Origin of the sequence: Bacillus sp. ISL-78 (assembly GCF_018613455.1) — a bacterium.
Lineage (GTDB): Bacteria > Bacillota > Bacilli > Bacillales > DSM-1321 > Peribacillus > Peribacillus frigoritolerans.
Window position 1 is genome coordinate 463,280 of sequence record NZ_JAGGQC010000004.1, and the last position, 21,519, is coordinate 484,798.

23 protein-coding genes and 2 pseudogenes are annotated in these 21,519 nt (G+C 42.8%); 15 read left to right on the top strand and 10 right to left on the bottom strand.

Features of this window, described 5'->3' with window-relative positions; translation table 11 throughout:
- Nucleotide 1: 1 nt before the first annotated feature.
- Together J7I96_RS07840 and J7I96_RS07845 are read right to left on the bottom strand one after the other, a co-directional pair.
- Nucleotides 2-289, bottom strand: coding sequence for a cytosolic protein (locus J7I96_RS07840; RefSeq protein WP_170946935.1), 288 nt, complete (start codon nt 287-289; stop codon nt 2-4).
- 70 nt (nt 290-359) lie between these two features.
- The gene (locus J7I96_RS07845) at nt 360-626 is read right to left on the bottom strand and encodes a DUF3055 domain-containing protein (protein WP_034310182.1); all 267 of its coding nucleotides are present in this window, start codon (nt 624-626) and stop codon (nt 360-362) included.
- Between the two features lie 342 nt (nt 627-968).
- Between J7I96_RS07845 and J7I96_RS07850 the strand changes: the two genes are divergently transcribed.
- Entirely contained in the window at nt 969-1,406 is a 438-nt protein-coding gene (locus J7I96_RS07850) for a DUF86 domain-containing protein (RefSeq protein ID WP_214773078.1), read from the top strand.
- Nucleotides 1,407-1,430: 24 nt separating this feature from the next.
- Nucleotides 1,431-2,198 (top strand): TIGR01457 family HAD-type hydrolase, encoded by a 768-nt coding sequence (locus J7I96_RS07855; protein ID WP_214773079.1) that lies wholly within the window; start codon nt 1,431-1,433, stop codon nt 2,196-2,198.
- Nucleotides 2,199-2,257: 59 nt separating this feature from the next.
- Here J7I96_RS07855 and J7I96_RS07860 read toward each other — a convergent pair whose 3' ends face one another.
- A complete protein-coding gene (locus tag J7I96_RS07860) occupies nt 2,258-2,755 on the bottom strand; it encodes a phosphatidylglycerophosphatase A family protein (RefSeq protein ID WP_251029116.1) in 498 nt (165 codons plus the stop codon).
- Between the two features lie 206 nt (nt 2,756-2,961).
- On the opposite strand from J7I96_RS07860, the gene yutH reads away from it, so the two are divergent.
- The 5 genes from yutH to thrB all read left to right on the top strand — a co-directional run bounded on the left by yutH (nt 2,962) and on the right by thrB (nt 8,471).
- Nucleotides 2,962-3,963, top strand: coding sequence for a spore coat putative kinase YutH (gene yutH / locus J7I96_RS07865; RefSeq protein WP_214773081.1), 1,002 nt, complete (start codon nt 2,962-2,964; stop codon nt 3,961-3,963).
- Between the two features lie 105 nt (nt 3,964-4,068).
- On the top strand, nt 4,069-4,983 hold the full coding sequence (locus tag J7I96_RS27965) for a L,D-transpeptidase family protein (RefSeq protein WP_251025352.1): 915 nt from the start codon (nt 4,069-4,071) through the stop codon (nt 4,981-4,983).
- Between the two features lie 190 nt (nt 4,984-5,173).
- Nucleotides 5,174-6,472 carry a homoserine dehydrogenase gene (locus J7I96_RS07875; protein ID WP_214773082.1) on the top strand — a complete coding sequence of 433 codons (1,299 nt, stop codon included), beginning with the start codon at nt 5,174-5,176 and terminating at the stop codon, nt 6,470-6,472.
- Entirely contained in the window at nt 6,469-7,530 is a 1,062-nt protein-coding gene (gene thrC, locus J7I96_RS07880) for a threonine synthase (RefSeq protein WP_214773083.1), read from the top strand. The genes J7I96_RS07875 and thrC overlap by 4 nt, the downstream gene beginning before the upstream one ends.
- Nucleotides 7,527-8,471, top strand: a complete 945-nt coding sequence (thrB, locus tag J7I96_RS07885; protein ID WP_214773084.1) for a homoserine kinase — start codon at nt 7,527-7,529, stop codon at nt 8,469-8,471. The genes thrC and thrB overlap by 4 nt, the downstream gene beginning before the upstream one ends.
- A gap of 197 nt (nt 8,472-8,668) precedes the next feature.
- Here the strand turns inward: thrB and J7I96_RS07890 are convergent.
- Nucleotides 8,669-8,936: pseudogene (locus J7I96_RS07890) on the bottom strand (NifU family protein); the annotation flags it as partial.
- Nucleotides 8,937-9,069: 133 nt separating this feature from the next.
- On the opposite strand from J7I96_RS07890, the gene J7I96_RS07895 reads away from it, so the two are divergent.
- A complete protein-coding gene (locus tag J7I96_RS07895) occupies nt 9,070-9,399 on the top strand; it encodes a YuzD family protein (RefSeq protein WP_214773085.1) in 330 nt (109 codons plus the stop codon).
- 72 nt (nt 9,400-9,471) lie between these two features.
- On the opposite strand, the gene J7I96_RS07900 is transcribed toward J7I96_RS07895, so the two are convergent.
- Nucleotides 9,472-10,539 carry an NAD(P)/FAD-dependent oxidoreductase gene (locus J7I96_RS07900; RefSeq protein ID WP_214773086.1) on the bottom strand — a complete coding sequence of 356 codons (1,068 nt, stop codon included), beginning with the start codon at nt 10,537-10,539 and terminating at the stop codon, nt 9,472-9,474.
- Nucleotides 10,540-10,827: 288 nt separating this feature from the next.
- Between J7I96_RS07900 and J7I96_RS07905 the strand changes: the two genes are divergently transcribed.
- Nucleotides 10,828-11,064, top strand: coding sequence for a YuzB family protein (locus J7I96_RS07905; RefSeq protein ID WP_214773087.1), 237 nt, complete (start codon nt 10,828-10,830; stop codon nt 11,062-11,064).
- Nucleotides 11,065-11,115: 51 nt separating this feature from the next.
- On the opposite strand, the gene J7I96_RS07910 is transcribed toward J7I96_RS07905, so the two are convergent.
- A complete protein-coding gene (locus J7I96_RS07910; protein ID WP_285289442.1) occupies nt 11,116-11,862 on the bottom strand; it encodes a DUF2225 domain-containing protein in 747 nt (248 codons plus the stop codon).
- Nucleotides 11,863-12,035: 173 nt separating this feature from the next.
- On the opposite strand from J7I96_RS07910, the gene J7I96_RS07915 reads away from it, so the two are divergent.
- Nucleotides 12,036-12,398: a HesB/IscA family protein gene (locus tag J7I96_RS07915; protein ID WP_063574759.1), complete on the top strand. Its 363-nt coding sequence runs from the start codon at nt 12,036-12,038 to the stop codon at nt 12,396-12,398.
- A gap of 363 nt (nt 12,399-12,761) precedes the next feature.
- Here J7I96_RS07915 and J7I96_RS27970 read toward each other — a convergent pair.
- Both J7I96_RS27970 and J7I96_RS07930 read right to left on the bottom strand, forming a co-directional pair.
- Nucleotides 12,762-13,400: pseudogene (locus J7I96_RS27970) on the bottom strand (NAD(P)H-binding protein).
- A gap of 150 nt (nt 13,401-13,550) precedes the next feature.
- The gene (locus J7I96_RS07930; RefSeq protein WP_034310210.1) at nt 13,551-14,543 is read right to left on the bottom strand and encodes an NAD(P)/FAD-dependent oxidoreductase; all 993 of its coding nucleotides are present in this window, start codon (nt 14,541-14,543) and stop codon (nt 13,551-13,553) included.
- Nucleotides 14,544-15,017: 474 nt separating this feature from the next.
- Here J7I96_RS07930 and J7I96_RS07935 point away from each other — a divergent pair, with 474 nt between their 5' ends.
- From J7I96_RS07935 to J7I96_RS07950, 4 genes are all read left to right on the top strand, one after another.
- Nucleotides 15,018-16,232: an NAD(P)/FAD-dependent oxidoreductase gene (locus tag J7I96_RS07935; protein ID WP_214773091.1), complete on the top strand. Its 1,215-nt coding sequence runs from the start codon at nt 15,018-15,020 to the stop codon at nt 16,230-16,232.
- 199 nt (nt 16,233-16,431) lie between these two features.
- Nucleotides 16,432-16,911, top strand: a complete 480-nt coding sequence (locus J7I96_RS07940) for an NUDIX domain-containing protein (RefSeq protein WP_214773193.1) — start codon at nt 16,432-16,434, stop codon at nt 16,909-16,911.
- A 107-nt stretch (nt 16,912-17,018) separates the two neighbouring features.
- Nucleotides 17,019-17,336, top strand: a complete 318-nt coding sequence (locus J7I96_RS07945) for a YuiB family protein (protein WP_214773092.1) — start codon at nt 17,019-17,021, stop codon at nt 17,334-17,336.
- 354 nt (nt 17,337-17,690) lie between these two features.
- Nucleotides 17,691-18,383 carry a 3D domain-containing protein gene (locus tag J7I96_RS07950; protein ID WP_048687644.1) on the top strand — a complete coding sequence of 231 codons (693 nt, stop codon included), beginning with the start codon at nt 17,691-17,693 and terminating at the stop codon, nt 18,381-18,383.
- Nucleotides 18,384-18,443: 60 nt separating this feature from the next.
- Here the strand turns inward: J7I96_RS07950 and J7I96_RS07955 are convergent, their stop codons facing one another.
- On the bottom strand, nt 18,444-19,232 hold the full coding sequence (locus J7I96_RS07955; protein ID WP_214922576.1) for a cobalamin-binding protein: 789 nt from the start codon (nt 19,230-19,232) through the stop codon (nt 18,444-18,446).
- A 9-nt stretch (nt 19,233-19,241) separates the two neighbouring features.
- Complete coding sequence (locus J7I96_RS07960) at nt 19,242-19,724, bottom strand: divergent PAP2 family protein (RefSeq protein WP_214922575.1); 483 nt, start codon at nt 19,722-19,724, stop codon at nt 19,242-19,244.
- A 269-nt stretch (nt 19,725-19,993) separates the two neighbouring features.
- Between J7I96_RS07960 and J7I96_RS07965 the strand changes: the two genes are divergently transcribed.
- Nucleotides 19,994-21,499 (top strand): leucyl aminopeptidase, encoded by a 1,506-nt coding sequence (locus tag J7I96_RS07965; protein WP_214922573.1) that lies wholly within the window; start codon nt 19,994-19,996, stop codon nt 21,497-21,499.
- The last annotated feature ends 20 nt before the right edge of the window (nt 21,500-21,519 follow it).

Below are 21,519 nucleotides of genomic sequence, written 5' to 3' on the forward strand. Positions count from 1 at the left end.
GTTAAGAGTTACCATATCCTTTATATGGAGGCTGTTCGTCTTTTTCTGAATCATCATGTGTCGGATGTGCCCCAGGATATTGTCGAGGCATACCCTCATGTAACGATTTATTTTCATAATTAAAGGCACTTTGATATCGTTGCCCTTCCTGCCACGGGGTATTTTTATTCTGAACTGGTTCATCTTTTGCTATGGCTGATCCAAAAGGTCCTTCGGGAAATTCTTCAGGAATTAAATAATCCCTCTGTTTTTCGACATTGGAAAAATCGTGGTATTCTTCTTTGTCCAAGATTATCCCCCCTCATGTAATCGGTCTTACACTCAGTAGGTTTCCCGTTTAAGCTAAAAAACTTCAGCACTCAGACGATTTCCATTAAAAAGTGACGAAGTTCTTCGGCTTCCGCTTCCGACAATTGAAAGGCATGCTCAAGATAGCCTTCCTCTTCCAAATCATCAGGCCCAATAATCGCGAAACGGTTACTCTGCATATTTAAAACAAGCTTCTTTCCATAGAAACGATCGGTTGCCGTAATGGCCAGATCGAATCTTGATTCCTCTCCCATGAAGCTTATGAACCGGGTTTTTGAATCAACGACGTCATTGTATAAATAAAAACGATCTTCCATAGTATCATTCCCTTCTTATCTTCACATTTGTAGTTCCATCATAACAAAGTGACTTCAATAGGGGAACAGACATTTTTCGGGGGTTCCGGTTGAACATTTCGCTTCGGCAATAATGGCATTCATCGATTAAATGAAAATGGCAAGAATATAAATGGAATCGGGAGTGTACGTCTGGAAATGCATCCCCGTAGAAAAGGCAATGTGTGGTTGAAGGAATTGAGAGTAAGGGAGAAGCTATGGTATCATCAAGGAATAAGGTTGGTTCGGTACAGCTTTTAACTATGCCGCTCACTCAACCAATGATTCCCTATATCATCTTAGATCAGAAAGGATCTGGAAAAAATGTACTTTGTAGACCGCCAAAAGATTGAACAAATATTAGGTTTTCTTGAAAAGCAGCTTGGACTTTTTGAGGGGCAGGATAATTGGGATGGAGAGCATTCGGAACTTATCGCTGAAAGGCTTATACAAACTTCCATCGATTCCGTGTTGGATGTAGGAAATGCGGTAATTGATGGTTTCATTATGCGTGATCCAGGAAGTTATGAGGATATTATCGATATCCTTCAAGATGAAAAAGTGATTTCAGAAGAAAAAGCGATGCAATTCAAAAAGGTTTTGCCATTAAGGAAAATGCTGGTTCAAGACTTCATTGAAGTGAACCACAAAGAACTGCATGCCGTATTTTCGGAAAATATCGAGGCATTCAAGCAATTCCCTGATTTGGTGAGGAACTATTTAACGAATGAATTGGGACCTGTTTCAGCTTTTAAAAACTAGCAGCGTTAGGAAGGCGAATTTCAAATGAAGTCGTATAAAGGATATTTAATTGACTTGGATGGCACCATGTATCGCGGAACGGAACAAATTGCGGAAGCGGCAGGGTTTATTAATGACTTAAGGAAAAGGGATATCCCTTATTTATTCGTCACCAATAATTCATCCCGAACTCCGGCACAGGTAGCGGATAAATTGAGAAGCCTCGGCATATCGACGGAGGATGACCAGGTTTTCACGACAAGCATGGCCACGGCCATTTACATAGCTGAACAAAAGAAAGGTGCATCGGTCTATGTGGTGGGTGAAGAAGGCATCATCGAGTCTCTTAAGGAAAAAGGAATGAAGCTTGTGGAAGAGCATCCGGATTTTCTGGTCATGGGCATCGACCGCGGCATCAATTATGAAAAGTTGTCAAAAGCCTGTCTTGCTGTAAGAAATGGTGCTGTTTTCATTTCGACCAATGGTGATATTGCTATTCCTACCGAGCAAGGCCTTTTGCCTGGGAATGGTTCCTTGACCTCCGTTGTTTCCGTTTCGACCCAGGTACAGCCGATTTTCATCGGAAAGCCAGAATCCGTCATAGTGGAGCAAGCCCTAAGAGTATTGGGGGTTCCTAAAGAAGAGACAATCATGGTTGGAGATAACTATGATACGGATATCCTTGCCGGCATTAATGCTGGGATCGATACACTGCTTGTACATACTGGCGTAACGACAAAAGAACGTTTAAAGCAATATAAGGAGCAGCCTACGCATGTGGTGGACACCCTTGACTTATGGCGCTTTGAATGAAAAAAACCAGGTCTGCGAATGCAGCCCTGGTTTTTTCATGTCGGAATATCATTCGTTTACTATTCCGCATTTTCGGTTCTATGGGCAAGCCGGCTTGAAGCGGCAGCGGCAATTGCCCCAACGATATCATCTAAAAAGGTGTTCACCTTACCTGTGCTTTTATCGTTTAAATATTTTAAGATACCCGGCTTTTGTTTATCGATGAAACCATAGTTGGTAAAGCCGATGGATCCATAAACATTCACAATTGAAAAAGCCAATATTTCATCGACCCCATATAGGCCTTCGTCTATTTCAATGATGCTCAGCAGAGGCTCCTCGAGCAGTTTTTTCTCAGCCAGAATATCCAACTGTATGCCGGTAAGGATGGCATTTTGGACCTCACGTTTTGAAAGGACCCGTTCGACATTGTGAAGGCAATCAGACATTTGGAGATTTTCATGGTAGCTGGATTGTAAATACATGACAAGCTCAGCGATATCCTCCAATTTCACTCCTCGTTCAATTAGCCATTTCCGAGCCGTTTTTTCAGACATTGATTGTTCAATATTAGCCATTTCATCACCCATTTCTCTATATTTTAAAGGGATAGTTCTAATGCAGGCAGTTTGGTTTGATTAAACTTAAAACCTATGGAGGATGTTTTGATTGGAATTTCTAATAAGGTTTCGATAATCATTCAGAAAACGGGTTATTCCACATATATATAAGTATATGATGTCCAATATTTCTATTATATCCATTTGATGAAGGAGGCCATTCCATGATAGAAGAAATCATTTTTAATAATTATGGCATACAGGTGGAGCTTGAAGAAGCCAATGTCAGGTTTCCAAGCTTCCGTTCAGGAAATATGGTGTACAGTATCGTTCCCATTGAAAATATGGAGCAGGAGGAAATAGTGGAACGGTATAAAATGTCTCAACATCTGATTTCACAAGGTGATCGTCACGTATCCGCCTTTGTCCTTGCCAATCATGGAAGTTATGTTTCGGAAGCGGATGAACAATTATTCATCCTTCTCGCCAATCAGGCATTGGAAGGTCCGAGAAATTTCAACCCGGGAAGACGTCTGGCAAGATTCCATCAGCGTGGGAGAACGATTAATGAAACGATTCGAACATGTTCAAGAATCGGTAAATGGAAAGAACTCTGGGAACGAAGGATCGATCAGTTAGAAAAGATTTGGCGGGATAAGCTCAACGCCCATCCTGATAACCAGTTTGAAAAATTATTTATAGAAACCTTTCCCTATTATATGGTCCTAGGTGAAAATGCGATTCAATATTTAGTCGACACGGAAATTGATGATACCCCGCAAATTGTCGATAGCGGAACCGTATGTTATGAACGGTTTTTACATGATACCTGGAAAAGCAATAAGTGGATGAAAAATCCGTTCGATTGGGTATTTGACCACGGAACAAGGGATGTCGCGGAATGGGTGAGGGAACATTATTTTCAAAATGTGCATACCCATCAGCGGGGCATTGGCCATTTCTTTCACGAATATCAGTCCATTGAACCCTTCTCCAGTTTTTCAGCCCGGTTGTTATATTCGAGGATGCTGTTTCCCATTCATTATTTTGAAACGGTGGAAGAGTATTTTTCAAAAACGACGGAATCAAGGTCGAATGAATTGGAGGATAAAATAGCCTCGATCGCGAAATCCTCCCAACTTTATGAGTCCTTCCTCAAACATTTTTATGAATTGGCAGAGGTCCCTGCCAAGCATTATGATTTGCCTAAAATTGACTGGATTTAGATAAAAACGGAAAAGAAATATGATTCATTCTTACTTACTATGTTATGATGATAACAAGATTTTTTAGAATAATTAGTTATTTAATCACTGCGGAAGGATGGGATCATGAAAGGATTGATGATGGCCGCCCTCATAGCCTTTTTAATCATCCAAACAGCGAATCTTGCGAAAGCTGAATCGAGAACAAGTTGCGAATCCGCTCAATACAAGATTGTCTTGAAGTCTGAAGCGGATGTGAAAGAAAAGGCGTCGGCTGCCAGTAAAACGTTAAAAACGTATAAGAAAAACAAAGAATTATCGGCAAGCGGGAGAACTGGAAACTGGTATAAAATCTGTCACGCAAATAAGGCCGCATATATCAATATGGCAGATGTAAAAGAGGTTTTCAGTACCGATGAAAAAGCTCTTCTGAAGAAATTCGATAGGAGGAAAGGCGTTAACCAAGTTGTATCGGCGACAGGTAAATCGATGAATGATACGAAGGTCACGATCCAGACTTATGAGAAGAAACAAGGGGAATGGCGCCGGGCATTGAAGAAGATGGAGGGTGTCATTGGGAAGAACGGCTTCACGAAGAGCAAAAAAGAAGGGGATGGGAAATCCCCGGTTGGAATTTATTCCTTTGGTACGGCCTTTGGAAGCGAAACGAAGCCGGCCGGAATGAAAATGGGATATAAGAAAACGACCAAATATGACTACTGGATTGATGATCAGACATCCAAGGATTATAACAAGTGGAAAACCTATAAAGGGAATCCTGCAGTTAAATGGAAGTCTTTTGAAAGGATGAATCATGAACTGTATAGGTATGGAGCGGTCATCAATTATAATACGGATCCCATCATAAAAGGAAAAGGCAGTGCAATCTTTCTCCATATATGGAGAGGGGGTACAAAACCGACGGCGGGATGTACAGCCACGGCCGAAAGGAATGTCCTCAGTTTACTGAAGTGGATGGATCCCGTGCAAAAGCCACATATTGTAATGGGTACAAATGATTCATTGAAGAGCATTAAGTAATAATCATCAAAATGGTTTTCCCATAAAAAAATTAACGGTACCCGTCCTTACTCGTTCAAGGGATGGACGAAAAAAGTTCGTGCATCCATCTTTTCTAACTATTGATAATTATGTGAATTGAACTTATAATGTCTACTATACAAATACAAATGTTTTTTACAGGCAAACAGTTTTAAGGGGGAACCAAATTATGAAAGCCATCTCGATCGGTTTATTGGGGTTAGGTACAGTCGGATCAGGAGTCGTCCAAATCATTGAAAGGCATCAGGACAAGCTCATGCACCAAGTGGGCTGTTCCATATCCATTAAGAAGATACTAGTGAAAGACACGACGAAGGAGCGGCTTGTCGCGATCGAAAAAGGAATGTTAACGGACAATCCTGAGGATATCCTTTCGAATCCCGAGATTGATGTTGTAATAGAAGTGATGGGCGGAATCGAAGAAACACGCGGCTATCTAATAGAAGCGATAAAAAATAAAAAGCATATCGTTACGGCCAACAAAGACCTAATGGCTTTACATGGACCGGAACTGTTGGAATTGGCCACCGATAATCAATGTGATTTGTTCTATGAAGCAAGTGTTGCAGGGGGAATTCCGATTTTACGCGGTCTTGTCGATGGGTTATCTTCTGACCGCATCACGAAAATGATGGGAATCGTAAATGGAACGACAAACTTCATTTTAACGAAAATGAGCAAGGAAGGCAGAGCTTATGATGACGTATTGAAGGAAGCCCAGGAGCTGGGATTTGCTGAAGCCGATCCGACAGCCGATGTAGGCGGATTGGATGCGGCCCGTAAAATGGCGATCCTATCAACACTCGGGTTCTCAATGAACATTGGTTTGAATGATGTTGAGGTACAGGGCATTACCGAAATATCCGAAGAGGATTTGAGATATAGCAAGAAGCTTGGGTATACAATGAAATTGATCGGGGTCGCTTCCAGGGCGGGGGATAGGGTCGACGTAAGTGTCCAGCCTGCACTTCTTCCGGAAGCACATCCATTGGCATCGGTAAATAATGAGTATAATGCTGTATACGTTTATGGGGAAGCCGTAGGGGAAACGATGTTTTACGGACCGGGGGCTGGCAGTCTTCCTACTGCGACTGCAGTCGTTTCGGATATGGTGACGGTCATCAAGAATATGAGGCTGGGCGTAAATGGCCGCAGTGCCGTTGCACCTCAGTACCCGAAACAATTAAAGGATGCCACTGAGATTTTCGCTAAATTCTTCATTCGGTTACATGTTCAGGATGAAGTGGGCGTTTTAGCCAAAATCACGAATTTATTTGCCGAGCACGGGGTAGGATTCGATAAAATCCTACAATTGCCTCTGGATGAAAAGGAATCTTCCGAAATCGTATTAGTTACGCATACTGCCACAAAGGCAGCATTTGAGCAAATAATACAGAAATTACATGATTACAATATGGTAAGAGAAGTGAAAAGCACATACAGAGTTGAAGGAGAGGACATCAAATGAGCTGGCAAGGACTTATAAGCACGTATAAAGATTTTTTACCCGTTAATGAAAACACGCCTGAACTAACCCTTTTGGAGGGCAATACACCTTTAATCAGACTGAATCGATTATCCGAAGAGTGGGGAATCGACTTACATGTAAAATATGAAGGGGCAAATCCAACTGGGTCATTTAAGGACCGCGGAATGGTCATGGCCGTCGCCAAAGCGATAGAAGAGGGCAGTGACACGATCATCTGTGCTTCCACTGGGAATACATCAGCCGCTGCAGCAGCTTATGCGGCCCGTGCAAACCTGCGCTGTATCGTCGTCATCCCGGAAGGTAAAATAGCGATGGGCAAGCTTGCCCAAGCTGTTATGTATGGAGCGGAAATCATCTCGATCGAAGGGAACTTCGACCAAGCTTTAAAGATCGTCCGTTCACTTAGTGAGAGTTCACCGATAACTCTTGTGAATTCGGTCAACCCATACCGGATTGAAGGGCAGAAGACAGCCGCTTTCGAAATTTGTGATGCTCTCGGCTCCGCACCGGATATTTTGGCGCTGCCAGTCGGGAATGCAGGGAATATAACGGCTTACTGGAAAGGCTTTAAGGAATATAACGAATCGAAACAAACGGGCCTTCCTGAAATGAGAGGGTTCGAAGCGGAAGGAGCGGCTGCAATTGTCCGGGATAGCATTATTGAAAATCCAGAAACGATTGCAACGGCCATCCGGATTGGAAATCCTGCTAGTTGGAAGTTTGCTGTGGAAGCGGCAAATGAATCAAAAGGCAAAATTGATGAGGTGACAGACGAAGAAATTCTGGAAGCCTACCATTTCCTTGCTAAAAAAGAAGGGGTATTTGCAGAGCCGGCATCATGTGCTTCCATTGCAGGTATCTATAAACAATTAAAAAGCGGTGAAATCAAAAAGGGAAGTAAGATTGTTGCTGTATTGACTGGAAATGGATTGAAGGATCCGAATGTGGCAGTCAATACGAGTACGATTCAACCTACATTGCTGCCAATGGATGAAGAAGTCATTTTGGAACATCTGCAGGGTGTGAAACAGGCATGAGTGCGGAATCAGAGATGTTCTTGATCCGTGTACCGGCAAGTACGGCCAACTTAGGGCCAGGATTCGATTCCATCGGATTGGCGCTAGGACTTTACTTGGAAATACACGGATCAACATCAGATCATTGGGAAGTCGTCCCGCTTTCAGAGGAAATGTCTGTTTTTCCAAGGGATGATCGTAATTATATCGTCCAAATTGCCAAGGAAACGGCGGCTTCCTATGGAAAGGAACTATCCCCATGCCGGCTTTTCGTCTCTAGCGAAATTCCACTGGCGCGGGGGCTTGGAAGCAGCGCCTCCGCCATTGTGGCGGGAATTGAATTGGCGAACATCGTTGGTGAGCTTCATTTATCAAATGAGGAGAAGAATAGGCATGCTTCCCTCTTTGAAGGGCATCCCGATAATGCGGGGGCATCTGTGTATGGCGGATTGGTTGTGGGCCTTCATACGGAGGAAAGGACGGATGTCCTGTCGTTTCCGATCGAGGGAGTCAAGGTCATCGCTGTCATTCCCGATTTTGAATTGCTTACTGAGGATTCAAGAAATGTCCTTCCGAATTCGCTTTCCTATAAAGATGCGATAAGCGGGAGCGCAGCCGCAAATGTAATGCTTGCAGGCGTTCTATCGAAAGATTGGAAACTTGTTGGTGAGATGATGCAAAGCGATCGTTTCCATCAGCCATATCGAGCGGAGTTGGTCCCTCATTTAGCGCTTATAGAAGAAGTCGTCCTTAATGAAGGCGGATTTGGTGCGGCACTAAGCGGAGCAGGTCCAACTGTTTTATGCTTGGCATCTCCAGAAAAAAGTGAAGGTTTGCTCACTGCATTGAAGGGTAGATTTCCGGAATTCCATGTGAAGGAATTGGAAATCGATAATGATGGAAGTTATACGGCAATCCTTTCTGAACAGGAAAAAAAGGAATTGAAGTTTTTGAAATCGTGAGCGGTGTTCATTTGCCGTCCACAAATAAAAAAGCTGACCCGTGTCAAGCCGTATCAATTCATTTGATAGGGCAAAAGCCGAGTCAGCTTTATTTTTATTACAGTCCGCAAAAAGATTCCGGCCTGCATGAAAAAAGGTTGAACGTGTAAAGATGAAGTGACCCTTCATCCATACGCTGCATGTTATTTAAAGGGCTATTAGAAAACTTGTTCAACTTCCACTACACCAGGAACTTCTTCAAGAAGGGCACGCTCAATCCCAGCTTTTAGCGTAATGGTCGAACTAGGACAGCTTCCACAAGCTCCTAGTAATCGTAATTTTACAATTCCATCTTCTACGTCAACTAGTTCACAGTCACCGCCATCACGAAGAAGAAACGGACGAAGCTTATCTAGGACTTCTTGAACTTGAACTTCCATTGTTTGTTCAGACATTGCAATCGACTCCTTTCCTAATCATATTATAATGCGAAGGTAATAAAAAATCCAACTGTAACTTTGCGGAAATATAATCTATATTATTCTGGTATGATGGAAACAGGTGAAGTTTTAAACATTATTCAAATGAAGCAACTATAATAAACTGAAGGAGGAAGAGTATGGTAAGGAAAGATATTGAAATAGAAGTGTATGGAGCGGAGCAAATTTGCGCGAGTTGTGTGAATCTCCCCTCTTCGAAAGATACCTGCGAGTGGCTTGAAGCCGCTTTAACGAGAAAATTTCCTGAGCAGCCATTCAAAATATCCTATATAGATATGTATAACCCACCAGAAACATTGAAGCAAAAGAGCTTTGCCGAGAAGATGATCGAGGAAGATTTATTTTATCCATTGGTCCTCATCGAAGGTGAAATCATTGCGGAAGGAAATGTCCGTCTCAAAAAAGTGGTGGAAACGATGGAGAAATATGGATACTCGGTGCGGGAGTGATATATAATGGAAGAAATAAGAAAAACTGACCCATGGATGGGCTGCATGCAGCTCAATGGGCCAGTTTATGAATCAACCGTTATGGTATTTATACATCCAGAGAATGCCTGATTTCATTAGGCGTGCCACTCTGCCGGTGATTGGGCGATTTGCAACAAGACCAAAACCTTGTTTCTTCCCAAGGGAACCTAATGTTCCTTTTAATTTCATGGTAGGGAAGCTTTCCGGAAGTGGTTCATTTGCCCATTTCTTCACAAGGACTTGGACGATTTGCTCAGCTTGGGACTCCGCTAATTGAGCACTAGGTGCATGAGGCAGGCTCGCGCAATCGCCGACTACAAAGATGCTGTCATCATTAGGAAGGAAATGCTGAGGAGTCAGAACGGCTCTTCCTTGACGGTCTTTTTCAATATCCATATCGCGGATGATCTTGCTTGGCTGAATTCCAGCTGTCCATACGATGACGTCGCTTTGAACGGCTTCGTCTCCATTATAGAGAAGGTTTGGTTCAACTTTCGTAATATTTGAATGATGGACGATTTCGATGGTATGTTTATCGAACCATGATTCGACAAAAGTACTTAATCTTTCTGGGAAAGCAGATAGAATATGCGGCCCACGGTCAAATAGCTTAACGTTTAAATCTGAACGGCTCTCAATCAATTCACTTGCAAGCTCAACACCGCTCAGTCCGCCACCAACGATAGAAACGGTTGCACCGGCACCTAAATTATTCAAAGCTGAATATGTGCGGCGTGATTTATCGATTGTTTGGATACTGTAAGTGTGTAAGTCTGCACCAGGAATATCGTGGTATTTATCTTCGCAGCCAAGGCCAATGACTAAATCATCATAAACGACAGGATCTTGATTTTCTATAATGACCTGTTTATTTTCCATATCGATGGAAAGTACTTCTCCGTATACGTTCTTCAAGCGAGGATGTTCAGGAAATGCAACACGGATGTGCTGATCTGGAATGGTACCTGCTGCTAAAGCATAATATTCCGTTTTTAAGCAGTGATAAGGATTACGGTCGATAAGCGTGATGCTCACATTTTCAGGAAGCTGATTAGGCAGCAATCTTTGCAACATGCGCATACCACCATACCCGCCACCAAGTATGACTAGATTCTTCATATGATATTTTCCCCTTTATTTGATCTCTTGAAAAATTTGATTAGCACTTAACTATAGGATTCCCCCAAATGGTCCCCTTAAAAGTTTAATTAAATATATATACCCCAATTTGTAGTAAGAATAAAAAATTAGATAATTTTCTTTTTTTACGTACCCCGACAAAAGTATAACGAATATAAAAGGAAATCACAACCGATATCTTGAAATAGGCTTATTTTTTATGCGTAAATATTGACTGTTAATGGGAAAAGTAATAAGATGGGTTGTTAGTGACTGTGAGGTGAAACAATGTACCCGATTATTGAATTTTGCGTAAGCAATCTAGCCAGCGGGGCTCAGGAGGCTCTGGAAAGATTGGAGCGGGATCCGAATTTGGATATCATAGAATATGGTTGCCTGGGATATTGCGGCAGATGCTCCAGTAACTTATATGCACTTGTAAACGGTGAAGTGGTTTTTGGTGACACAACGGATGAATTGGTAGATAAAATATATAAGTACATTGATGAATATGAAATGTCTTAATCATCAACGGCAGATAAGAGGCTGTTCCTGGAAGGGACAGCCCTTTTTTTATCAGCGTTGCAGCAAATGGTGGGGAGTTTCCGGGGTCCGTTTGAGTTCCTGAAAGCGGTCCCTGGCCATCTGGATGATGGAGGCTTCCCGGGCATTTTTTTGTCTTTCGAACACCAATGAAAAAAACTTGATGGCTGCCTTTTCATTGCCTATCCTTCTTGAGATTTCGCCAGCGAGATAAAGGATCCGGGCTTCGGATACCTGGGTGCCGCTGAAGTCCCCTGTTGAATACGATGCTTCATATTCCTTTAGGGCGAACCTCAAAAATCTTTCTTCTTGTTCATTGTTTTGTTTGATCCGATATAACCAGGCAATCCGTAAACAGATTCCAGCAAGGATTATATGTTTTTCCTTTTTTAAAGATCCGCAATAACTCGCCAGCTTGTATGTATTGATCGCGTCTTTAATGGATCTTTCCTTGCTAAAATGTTGGGGAACCCACTGGGAGCTGACTTTTTCCAAAATGATTTCCATTGTAGTGGGGGGGAAGTGCCGTGAAAAATCCTCGGAATAAGAAAAGCCGCAGTGAGGGCACACAAAAATATTATAGTAAAGTGGGTTCACGGCTGAATCAGCATGAATGGGACAAAAGTCCGTGTCATATTTAGCAACTTTTACAAAACGTGACCGTACCTTTTTAGTGGTTGATTTTTGTTTGCATAAAAGGCATTCCATGCTTTTGTCATATAGAGGATGTATACTTTCGATGGTGATTACCCCCTTATTGTAATTTAAGATTGGGTTCAATGGATTGATCCATTATACCTATACCTATTATTATAGACTAATGTTAGTTGGTAAAATAGGTGGGGGAATATGAATTTTTCCAAGCTGGAAAATTGAGCGCGGGAATTTCTTTGGTATATACTATAAGGAGAAATGGTTCTATCTCACATATTCAGAAGAAGGAGGGATTTATTGTGAGTGAAGTTGTTCAAATAACGGAAGCTGCCGCTTTTCAGATAAAAGAAATGATGAAACATAATGGTGAAGAGGGTTCCTTTTTAAGAGTGGCCGTTAAAGGCGGAGGCTGCAGTGGATTATCCTACGGAATGGGCTTTGAACAAGAGCCCGGAGAAAAAGATAGCCAGCTGGAACAGTTTGAAATTAAGATCCTTGTTAATGCCGAGGATGCAGATATATTGAATGGAACGGTAATTGATTATAAACAAACGATGATGGGTGGAGGCTTTACGATCGAAAACCCAAATGCCATCGCTTCATGCGGTTGCGGGTCTTCCTTCAAAACGGCAAAAAACGCCGGCACGCCGGAGAACTGCTAAGTAAACTCCAATACTTCGGAAAAAGGGGGCACTTTAACAAGTGCCCCCTTTAGTTTGTTTTGACAAAAGGGATTCAAGGTGGTCTCATCCTAACACGAGACTAGATTATCCTTACTGTTTTTTATTGTAAACCTTATTGGATTGAAGAAATTTGCGACACTCCTGCCGAATAACTGGCTAGCCAAGACCCCACAGACGCTTGCGTCGAGGAGGCTTGGCAGACAGTCGGCGGAAAGGGAGCGGATTTCTGAAATCAACTACAACGTTTTTTAGAAAAAACGGTAGGCAAACATGCTTTTCTTTGAATGTTTCTACAGTCTAGTCCAGGGAGGAATTTAACAACTGCCCCTTTTTCATTCTGCCTTACATATTGTTCAGAGCCTTCTTGATTGGGAGCGTGCCGCATAATATCTCGAATGTTTTATTGAACGTTTTCTCCCCTGTGACAGATTGGGCAAGAACGGAAGCGACAACGACCCTTGGAATGGACTTTTTAGTATGACCCACTTTCACATCCGCAAAGATTTTTCCGATCGCTTGTTCATTTGTCAAAACAATCGGCCGGACAAACGTGTATGTCAGCCCGCTGGCTTTTAAAACATCGGCATCATGTATTGCTTCAAGATAATGGCGCATTCCTTCTTGGGCATGTTCCGGATTATCAGAAACCGACAGAGCTTAACATGACAAAACGTTCGATCCCTTTCTTTTTGGCGGCACCATCCAGTTTAATGGCTCCATTCTTATCCACAGTTGTCGTTTTATCCGGTCCTGTTTTGGGTCCAGATCCGCGGCAAAAATGATGGCTTCCATGTTATCCACTGCTTTATCCACATTTCCCTCTAAATCTGCAAGGATTGGATGCCCACCGAGTTCTTTTATCGTTTGAGCCTGTTCCTCTTTCCTGATCATCCCGTATACGTTCATTTGCGGATTTTTTGATAATTCCCCAATGATCTGCTTTCCGGTCGTTCCCTGGGCCCCTGCAATTAAAATATTCATGGATGCATTCCCCTTTCATGGCTTCTTCTACGCTTTACCCAAGAATGACAAGGGAGAGCACTGTGGATAACTAATTTAAAAACTTATCCACAATCATCGAATTGGGGACAAAAAAAACCGGCCATGAAAGCCGGTTTTTGCGTAATATAGTTAAAACATGGAAGAACTGTGCATCGGCTGAACCTTTGCTTTTGGGTCAATATATTGTTTGGCGTGATTGACGGCAGTGGGTGCCTCACCAAAACCACTGGCAATCAATTTTACTTTGCCATCATAGGTTGCAATATCGCCTGCTGCATAAATCCCCGGGATATTCGTTTCCATTCTGGAATTCACCAAAATGCTGTTCTTCTGGATATCAAGTCCCCATTCCTTAATGGGACCAAGAGAAGAAACAAAGCCGTAATTGACGATGACTGCATCTACATCCATGGTCTCTGTATCGTCACCATTTGTATCCTTGATGACGATTGTATGGATACGTCCGTCTGTTCCAATCAACTCTGCAGGTATGTATGGAGTCTTTATTTCCACTTTTGAATTTTTAAGTGTTTCTACACTATGTTCGTGGGCACGGAACTTATCTCTTCTGTGAATGATGCTCACTTTCTCGGCGATCGGCTCCAGCATTAAGGCCCAGTCCACTGCTGAATCCCCACCGCCGAAGACGACCACTTTTTTGCCGGCAAAATGATTGAGGTCATCGATGAAATAGTGAAGGTTGCCGTTTTCATATTTTTTTGCATCTTCAATTTCGATGCGGCGGGGTTGGAAAGCCCCATTTCCAGCTGTGATGATAATCGTTTTGGAGTAATGGATTTCTTTATCAGTCGTTAACTTGAACACTCCATCGGCTTGCTTTTCCACTTCTTGAACGGCTTGCTCCAGGACGACATCCTGTTCGAATTTTGCCATTTGTTCTTTCAAATTATTCACTAGCTCCTGAGCGCGCACTTTGGGGAAACCAGCGATATCATAGATGTATTTCTCAGGATAAAGGGCCGACAATTGTCCGCCTAATTGTGGCAGGCTTTCGATGATTTTTACGGATGCCTGTCTCATTCCTCCATAAAATGCAGTGAATAATCCAACCGGGCCTCCGCCAATGATTGTAATATCATAAACTTTTTCATTAACTTCCAACGTTATCCCTCCGATATACTAGGTTTGCTGAAATTTATTCTCTTATTTTAACATAGATGATCTTTTAAAAAACGGAGAAAGTTAGAAAAGTGGGAAAGTTTCGACTATATTTGTGCGGTTTCCTGATTGATGTTCTGTATCCGCTTTCAAATCCGGGTGAAATTGCCCTTTGCCAATGTTGAGCATATCGTATGAATATGGTCGCAACTGGGTGAGAAATAATGTTTTTCGGCTATATTTTAACCCGAAGAAGTTTGGTTTGTTACTTGAAAAAGGTAAGGAAAAAGACTAATATTTACTTAGATATCATTTGGTAAATTTTTTATGAATATTTTATGACATTTATGAAGTGTTACGTGAAATACGTCACAAATGTATAAGAGTGCTTTTTATAATGGAAATTATAAAGATAGACAATATATTTTAGTTATGGAAAGCATCACAAGAAAATATCGTAAAGGTGGAAGAATACTTTTGAAAAAGCCAACAATCGTTGTTTTAGGAGCAGGTTATGGTGGATTGATGACTGTTACTCGCTTACAGAAGGCATTAGGTCGAAATGAAGCAGAAATCGTATTAGTTAACAAAAATGATTACCACTATGAAACAACATGGCTGCATGAAGCATCCGCTGGAACGCTTCATCATGATCGTGTGCGCTATCCAATCAAAAGTGTCATTAACAGCAAAGTTAAATTCATCCAGGATTCCGTTTTGGAAGTGAAATCGGAGAACAAAAAAGTCATCCTTGAAAACGGCGAAATTTCTTATGATTACTTAGTGATTGGTCTTGGACCTGAATCGGAAACATTCGGAATCCAGGGGCTAAAAGAATATGCTTTCTCTATCTCTAACGTGAACACGGCACGTAAAATCCGTGACCATATCCAATTGCAATTCGCTACGTACAGTACGGAGGTCGAAAAGAATGAAGACCGCTTGACGATCGTTGTTGGAGGAGCAGGATTTACGGGTATCGAATTCCTTGGCGAATTGGCTAACCGTGTCCCTGAACTTTGCAAAGAATACGACATCGATTTCCAAAAGGTCCGCATGTACTGTGTGGAGGCAGCCCCAGCCGTCCTTCCTGGCTTCGATCCGGAATTGGTGGATTATGCAGTATCTTACCTTGAGAAAAAAGGTGTGGAATTCAAAATCGGCACACCGATCAAGGGTGCGACTCCTGAAGGCATCATCGTGGCAAAAGGCGAAGATGAAGTGGAAGAAATAAAAGCGGGCACCGTTGTATGGGCAGCTGGCGTACGTGGAAACTCCGTGATAGAGGCTTCCGGTTTTGAAGCCATGCGCGGCCGTATTAAAGTGAACCTTGACATGCGGGCACCGGGGCATGACGATATCTTCATCGTAGGGGATTGCGCTTTGATCATCAACGAGGAAATTAATCGTCCATATCCACCTACTGCACAAATAGCGATGCAGCAAGGTGAGGTCATTGCGAAGAACCTGACTAAATTGGTGCGTAACGAAAGCGACCTGGAAACGTTCACTTTCGAAAACAAAGGAACGGTATGTTCACTCGGTGAAGATAATGCGATTGGTGTTGTCTTCGGCAAGAAAGTTACAGGTAAGACTGCATCATTCATGAAGAAAATGGTTGATAACAGGGCATTGTTAATGATTGGCGGAGCCTCACTTGTTGCAAAAAAAGGTAAATTCAACGTCCTTTAATTTTTCGATAGATCAATAATGGCCATTTGGGGATTGTCCCTGAATGGCCTTTTCATTGGCAGCCCATCCATCGATGAGTGCGTCAGAGCGGAGTATGCATTTTTTTGTGTGGAATATAATGGGGATGATGAAGTTTGATCAAGGAAATTATCTTTGGCATCATCTTACTAAATAATGAATGTAGGGGAAGTGGGTTTTGGTGGAACGATGCAAAAATGTTTGGCTGGCAGTGTCCGGCCTTGTGATATCCGATAAAGGTGAGTGGCTTGTCGTGAACAAAAGGTATGGCGGATTGAAAGGGCAATGGTCGCTTCCGGCAGGTTTTGTCAAAAATGATGAAACCGTCGATGAGGCTGTCGTAAGGGAAGTGTTGGAGGAGACGGGCATTCATACAGAAATCGAAGGCATCGTAGGAGTGAGAAGCGGAGTCATCAAAGGGGATATAAGTGATAATATGTTGATATTTTTACTTAAACCGCTCAGTTTTGAAGTACATGCTCAATTGGATGAATTATATGAAGCTAAATTTTATCACCCTGATTTACTCATGAAGGAGGGGAAGCAATCGTTACTATTGGAACAGCTTTTAGCTTTTAAAAAGGAAAGAATGCAGACGATGCTTGACGGGTTGAATCCGGGAGATCAATTTGGATATACATCATATAAACTATTCTTGTAATTTGGGTAATTATCTTTTCTTCGGTATTATTTGGTATAAGTCGTTGACGCAGCAATTATTTTTTCAGTAAACTAAAGGTGTCGCTTTTAAGGAGGGTCAAGAATAACATGCCATTGCCTGTTTTAATTATCTCAATACTCTTATTTTTCATATTGTTTTTCGGAATTGGCTTTTTGCTGAATATGCTCTTTCGTTCTTCGTGGATCATGGTCTTCTTATTTCCAATCGTCTTCATCATCATTGTCAATGAAACAAAGCTAATAGAATATTTTAGGAATCCGGGAATATCTTTTTCCAATCTTGGTAAGAACCTTACATCCCTGCATATGGCAGACATCATTATTTTATCAAGCGGGCTGCTTGGCGCGGTTTTAGCCGGTGTGGTCATCAGGATTCTAAGGAATAAAGGATATCAAATGTTTTAATAAGGGAAGGGCCGTCATGTTTGGATGGTCCTTTTTTTTATAGGCTGTTTTGCATACTTTGTTGCTATTTACCAAGTAGTGCGGTGGGGTTGATTTCCCCTCCAGATTCTCGCTTTCCGCGGGGCGGTGAGCATCCTCGGCGTAAACCCTGTGGGGTCTTCACCTGTCCCGCTGCTTCCGCAGGCAGTCTGGCACTTCCGCTCCAATCAGCCTTAAATAGTTTCGTTTTAAAAACAACGATCTTTACGAAAAGACCCTTTTTTGTAAGAAAAATTGGTTCTTTCCATGCTTTTTGAATACTTTCACTCTGTTAAGGGAACAAATATCCTTGTGAGAGGAGTGGAATTGGTACATATGAAGATTGTAAAGGCATTATTTTTGAGGGTTGCTATTATCATATTATTTATCTTGGCCATCGAATCGACCTTGAATCATGTTTTTGGGGCAGTTCCTGAAGATCATCCTTTTGAAGAGGCAATGAGACAACATCGAATGCTTGGTCTCGAATATAAAGCGATTCATAGTGGGGGGCAAGTGGCAACGCTAATGGCATCGGCATCCGCGAGCAATGGTCCCACGACGATAGCGGAGGCGATCGAGCTTTCGAAATACCCGAAGCATGAAGTTTTGGCCACAGGATATACAGCAGGGTATGAATCAACCGGAAAGTACCCGGAAAGCCCATCTTATGGAATCACATATTCAGGGGTGAAGGTGAAACGGGATTTGTTTTCCACCATTGCCGCCGATCTTGCCATATTCCCTCTCGGAACCATCCTTTGGATTCCGGGCTATGGATATGGGGTTGTAGCGGACAAGGGCGGTGCGATCAAAGGGAATCACCTGGATCTATACTACGAAACGGTACAGGATGTGTACGAGAACTGGGGAAAGAAAACCCTTGAAGTATATGTTGTCCAAAAAGGGAACGGCGAGTTATCCGAACAACAGTTAAGCAGGTTGAATGAAACCAAGATCAAACAGGTATTCAAGCCGAAAATCGCTGAGAAAACATTGAATGAGAATGTAGCTTCCTTTGCTTTTTAAAGAGGAAAGTGAAAGGGTGCCTCAATTGAGGCACCCTTTTCTGTTTCATTTGGGACGTCCTTAGGGCATGCCTTTGTAGGCTTCAGGATGCAGAGTCTTTGCCAATATGGACAGCCCATCCAGCAAACGCGGGGAAGGCCGGCAGAATAAAGGTTCTTCCATGATGTGAATATGGTTATTCCGGACGGCCTTCATATCAGTCCACCCTTGCCGTTTCTTGACAAGAGCCGGGGTTACTTTACGTAAAGGGACACCGACCCAAGCTAAGCAAATATGGTCGGGATCCTTTTTTTGGACCTCTTCGGAAGTAACTTGAATGCTTGCCATATCGACATCCTCGAAAAGGTTATATCCTCCCGCAAGCGTACTGATCTCGGATAACCAATTAACTCCCCCGGGGCTGAATAAGGGATTAGGCCACCATTCCCAATACAGGGATGGCTTTGTTTCGATTTTATCGGCGATGTTTTTATATTGAAGGATGGCATCACGGAATTTGGCAGCCTGTTCCTCTGCTTTTTCCTTAAGATCCATCGCCTCGCCCAAGGTCAGTAAATCTTTTGCGATATCTTCAAGCGATTGCGGGTTGAAGATGATATGTGGGATGTTCCGTTCTTTTAGCCCCTCAATGTTTTTTTCCATGCCCGGTACACTCAGTGAAGCCAGCACCAAATCGGGTTTTAGTGATTCCACATGATCGATATCGATTGATAAGTCGGGCCCCACCTTAGGAAGATGCTGTAGGGTTTCAGGCCAATCAGAGTAGTCATCGATGGCGATCAGCTGATCTTCGATTCCTAGATATGTGCATAGTTCCGTATTGCTGGGGCAAAGAGAGATTATTTTCAAATTGAACACCTACCCTTGAAAGATGAAGAAGTGAAGTGCCAATGCAATGAATACTCCTGTCAAGGCTCCGAAAAATACCTCGATTGGCTTATGGCCCAACAGTTCCTTTAATTGCTGCTGTTTCTGTTTATCTGCTTTTTTCTGCCAGTTCTTTGCTTGCTCGACAAAGGTATTGAAGTCGGTAACGAGCTGGTTCAAGACGGCTGCCTGTTCTCCTGCCTGCCGCCTCACTCCTGTCGCGTCGAACATCGTGATGATTGCAAAGATCGCGGCAACGGCAAATACAGGGGAATCCATTCCGGTTTCGATCCCCACCGCCACGGTCAGGGCTGATACGGCCGCAGAGTGGGAGCTTGGCATACCGCCTGTGGAGTTAATGAGTGACCAGTTCACTCTACGAAATGCTATGAAGTGGATGGGAACTTTGATGAATTGAGCAAAGAAAATGGCAATCAATGCTGCGATTAAAGGGAAGTTGAGTAATAATTCCAAGAGTATCAGCCTTCTTTCTAGTTATAAGTAAAGATGAAATCCATATATGGGTAAATGCATCTGTTCGGAATAAGGACCTTATTATTAGTTCCATTCAGTCCTGTCGATTCCCTGCCGGCATAAGTATAAATATGATCTTTCTTATACTATTACTCTAAAGTCACCCATTCTAAACAATATACCTTGTTATTATTATTTTTGCGGACCTTATTCGAAAATTTTTGAAGATTTCGTTATAATGAAAGTAATAGAATGGAGGAGATAGCAGAATGTTCACAGTAAAAAATTCCTTAAATATAGATTTGATTGACGAATGCCTGGTTCTAGGCGTATTTGACAGACCCGTAAAGTTCACAGGGATAGGGAAAGAAGCGGATGAACGATTGGATGGCCAGCTGACGGAGTTAGTGAAAGCCGGGGAAATCTCTTCCAAGAAAAAAACAGTGGTCAAAATACATACATTAGGTAAATTAAGCGTAAAGAGATTGATTTTTGTAGGATTGGGCAAGGAAAAGGAGCTATCTTTTGAAACGCTCCGCGAAGCGTTGGGAAAAGCGCGTAAGACGATTAGAGAATCCAAGATTACGACACTTTCGATCGCGTTGGATACATTCACGACTGAAAATCCGGATGCATTGGACGCAGCGCATGCTTGTTCCGAGGCTTTTGAACTTGCTTCCTATAAGTTTGACGGATACAAGCAAAAATCGAACCAGGTCGAAAAAAGCCTTGAATCGATTACGGTTTACAGTGAATTTGATCAAGAAGAGGTCGGTGCCGCTCTTCATGTAGGGAGGATCTTCGGAAGGGCGACGAACTCAGCCAGAACTTTGGTCAATACACCCGGCAATTTGCTGACTTCCACAGATTTGGCGAATTATTCATCTGCCTTGGGCGAACGTTATGGTTTTGAAGTGGAGATCCTCGAGAAGGAAGACATGCTCAAGTTGGGAATGGGCGCACTCCTTGCTGTCAATAAAGGTTCGGTCGAGCCTCCGAAAATGATCGTCCTGAAGTATCAAGGTAAGGATGAATGGAAGGATGTTATCGGGTTGGTCGGTAAAGGAATCACATTCGATACGGGTGGATACTCATTGAAAACGAAGGCTGGTATCGTTGGAATGAAGACTGATATGGGCGGTGCTGCAGCCGTTTTAGGTGCAATGGAAATCATCGGCGAATTGGGACCGGACCAAAATGTCGTGGCGGTCATTCCTTCCACTGATAACATGATCAGCGGTGATGCATTCAAGCCCGATGACGTGATCACTGCCATGAGCGGCAAGACGATAGAGGTATTGAATACGGATGCGGAAGGCCGGCTGGTTTTGGCGGATGCCATGACTTACGCTAAACATCATGGTGCTGAGTATCTAATTGACGTTGCCACTTTAACGGGTGGTGTCATAACGGCTCTGGGCATGGATATGACGGGTGCAATGACAAATGACACGGAGTTCTATGAACAAGTGGTCAAAGCCTCAGAGGAGGCCGGGGAGCCCATTTGGAGATTGCCGATTACGGAAAAGGATAAAGAGCGGGTGCGCAATAGTAAAATAGCGGATTTGAATAATTCACCTGGAGGGGCGGGACATGCGATCATGGGCGGCGCCTTCATCGGTGAATTTGCCGAAGACACTCCGTGGGTCCATCTGGATATTGCAGGAACTTCCACAACCTCGAGCAACTCCGAATTATGCACATCGGGGGCTACCGGTGTCATGGCACGCACGCTTGCATTATTGGTTGAAACCTTTGAAACGAAAACAAGTTGAACCCAAATATCCGAAGCCGA

Excerpts from the sequence above, each read along its gene's own strand:
- J7I96_RS07845 (WP_034310182.1), bottom strand. The coding sequence starts at position 626 with ATGGAAGATCGTTTTTATTTATACAATGACGTCGTTGATTCAAAAACC.
- J7I96_RS07850 (WP_214773078.1), top strand. The coding sequence starts at position 969 with ATGTACTTTGTAGACCGCCAAAAGATTGAACAAATATTAGGTTTTCTT.
- J7I96_RS07855 (WP_214773079.1), top strand. The coding sequence starts at position 1,431 with ATGAAGTCGTATAAAGGATATTTAATTGACTTGGATGGCACCATGTAT.
- J7I96_RS07860 (WP_251029116.1), bottom strand. The coding sequence starts at position 2,755 with ATGGCTAATATTGAACAATCAATGTCTGAAAAAACGGCTCGGAAATGG.
- yutH (WP_214773081.1), top strand. The coding sequence starts at position 2,962 with ATGATAGAAGAAATCATTTTTAATAATTATGGCATACAGGTGGAGCTT.
- J7I96_RS27965 (WP_251025352.1), top strand. The coding sequence starts at position 4,069 with ATGAAAGGATTGATGATGGCCGCCCTCATAGCCTTTTTAATCATCCAA.
- J7I96_RS07875 (WP_214773082.1), top strand. The coding sequence starts at position 5,174 with ATGAAAGCCATCTCGATCGGTTTATTGGGGTTAGGTACAGTCGGATCA.
- thrC (WP_214773083.1), top strand. The coding sequence starts at position 6,469 with ATGAGCTGGCAAGGACTTATAAGCACGTATAAAGATTTTTTACCCGTT.
- thrB (WP_214773084.1), top strand. The coding sequence starts at position 7,527 with ATGAGTGCGGAATCAGAGATGTTCTTGATCCGTGTACCGGCAAGTACG.
- J7I96_RS07895 (WP_214773085.1), top strand. The coding sequence starts at position 9,070 with ATGGTAAGGAAAGATATTGAAATAGAAGTGTATGGAGCGGAGCAAATT.
- J7I96_RS07900 (WP_214773086.1), bottom strand. The coding sequence starts at position 10,539 with ATGAAGAATCTAGTCATACTTGGTGGCGGGTATGGTGGTATGCGCATG.
- J7I96_RS07905 (WP_214773087.1), top strand. The coding sequence starts at position 10,828 with ATGTACCCGATTATTGAATTTTGCGTAAGCAATCTAGCCAGCGGGGCT.
- J7I96_RS07945 (WP_214773092.1), top strand. The coding sequence starts at position 17,019 with ATGCCATTGCCTGTTTTAATTATCTCAATACTCTTATTTTTCATATTG.
- J7I96_RS07950 (WP_048687644.1), top strand. The coding sequence starts at position 17,691 with ATGAAGATTGTAAAGGCATTATTTTTGAGGGTTGCTATTATCATATTA.
- J7I96_RS07965 (WP_214922573.1), top strand. The coding sequence starts at position 19,994 with ATGTTCACAGTAAAAAATTCCTTAAATATAGATTTGATTGACGAATGC.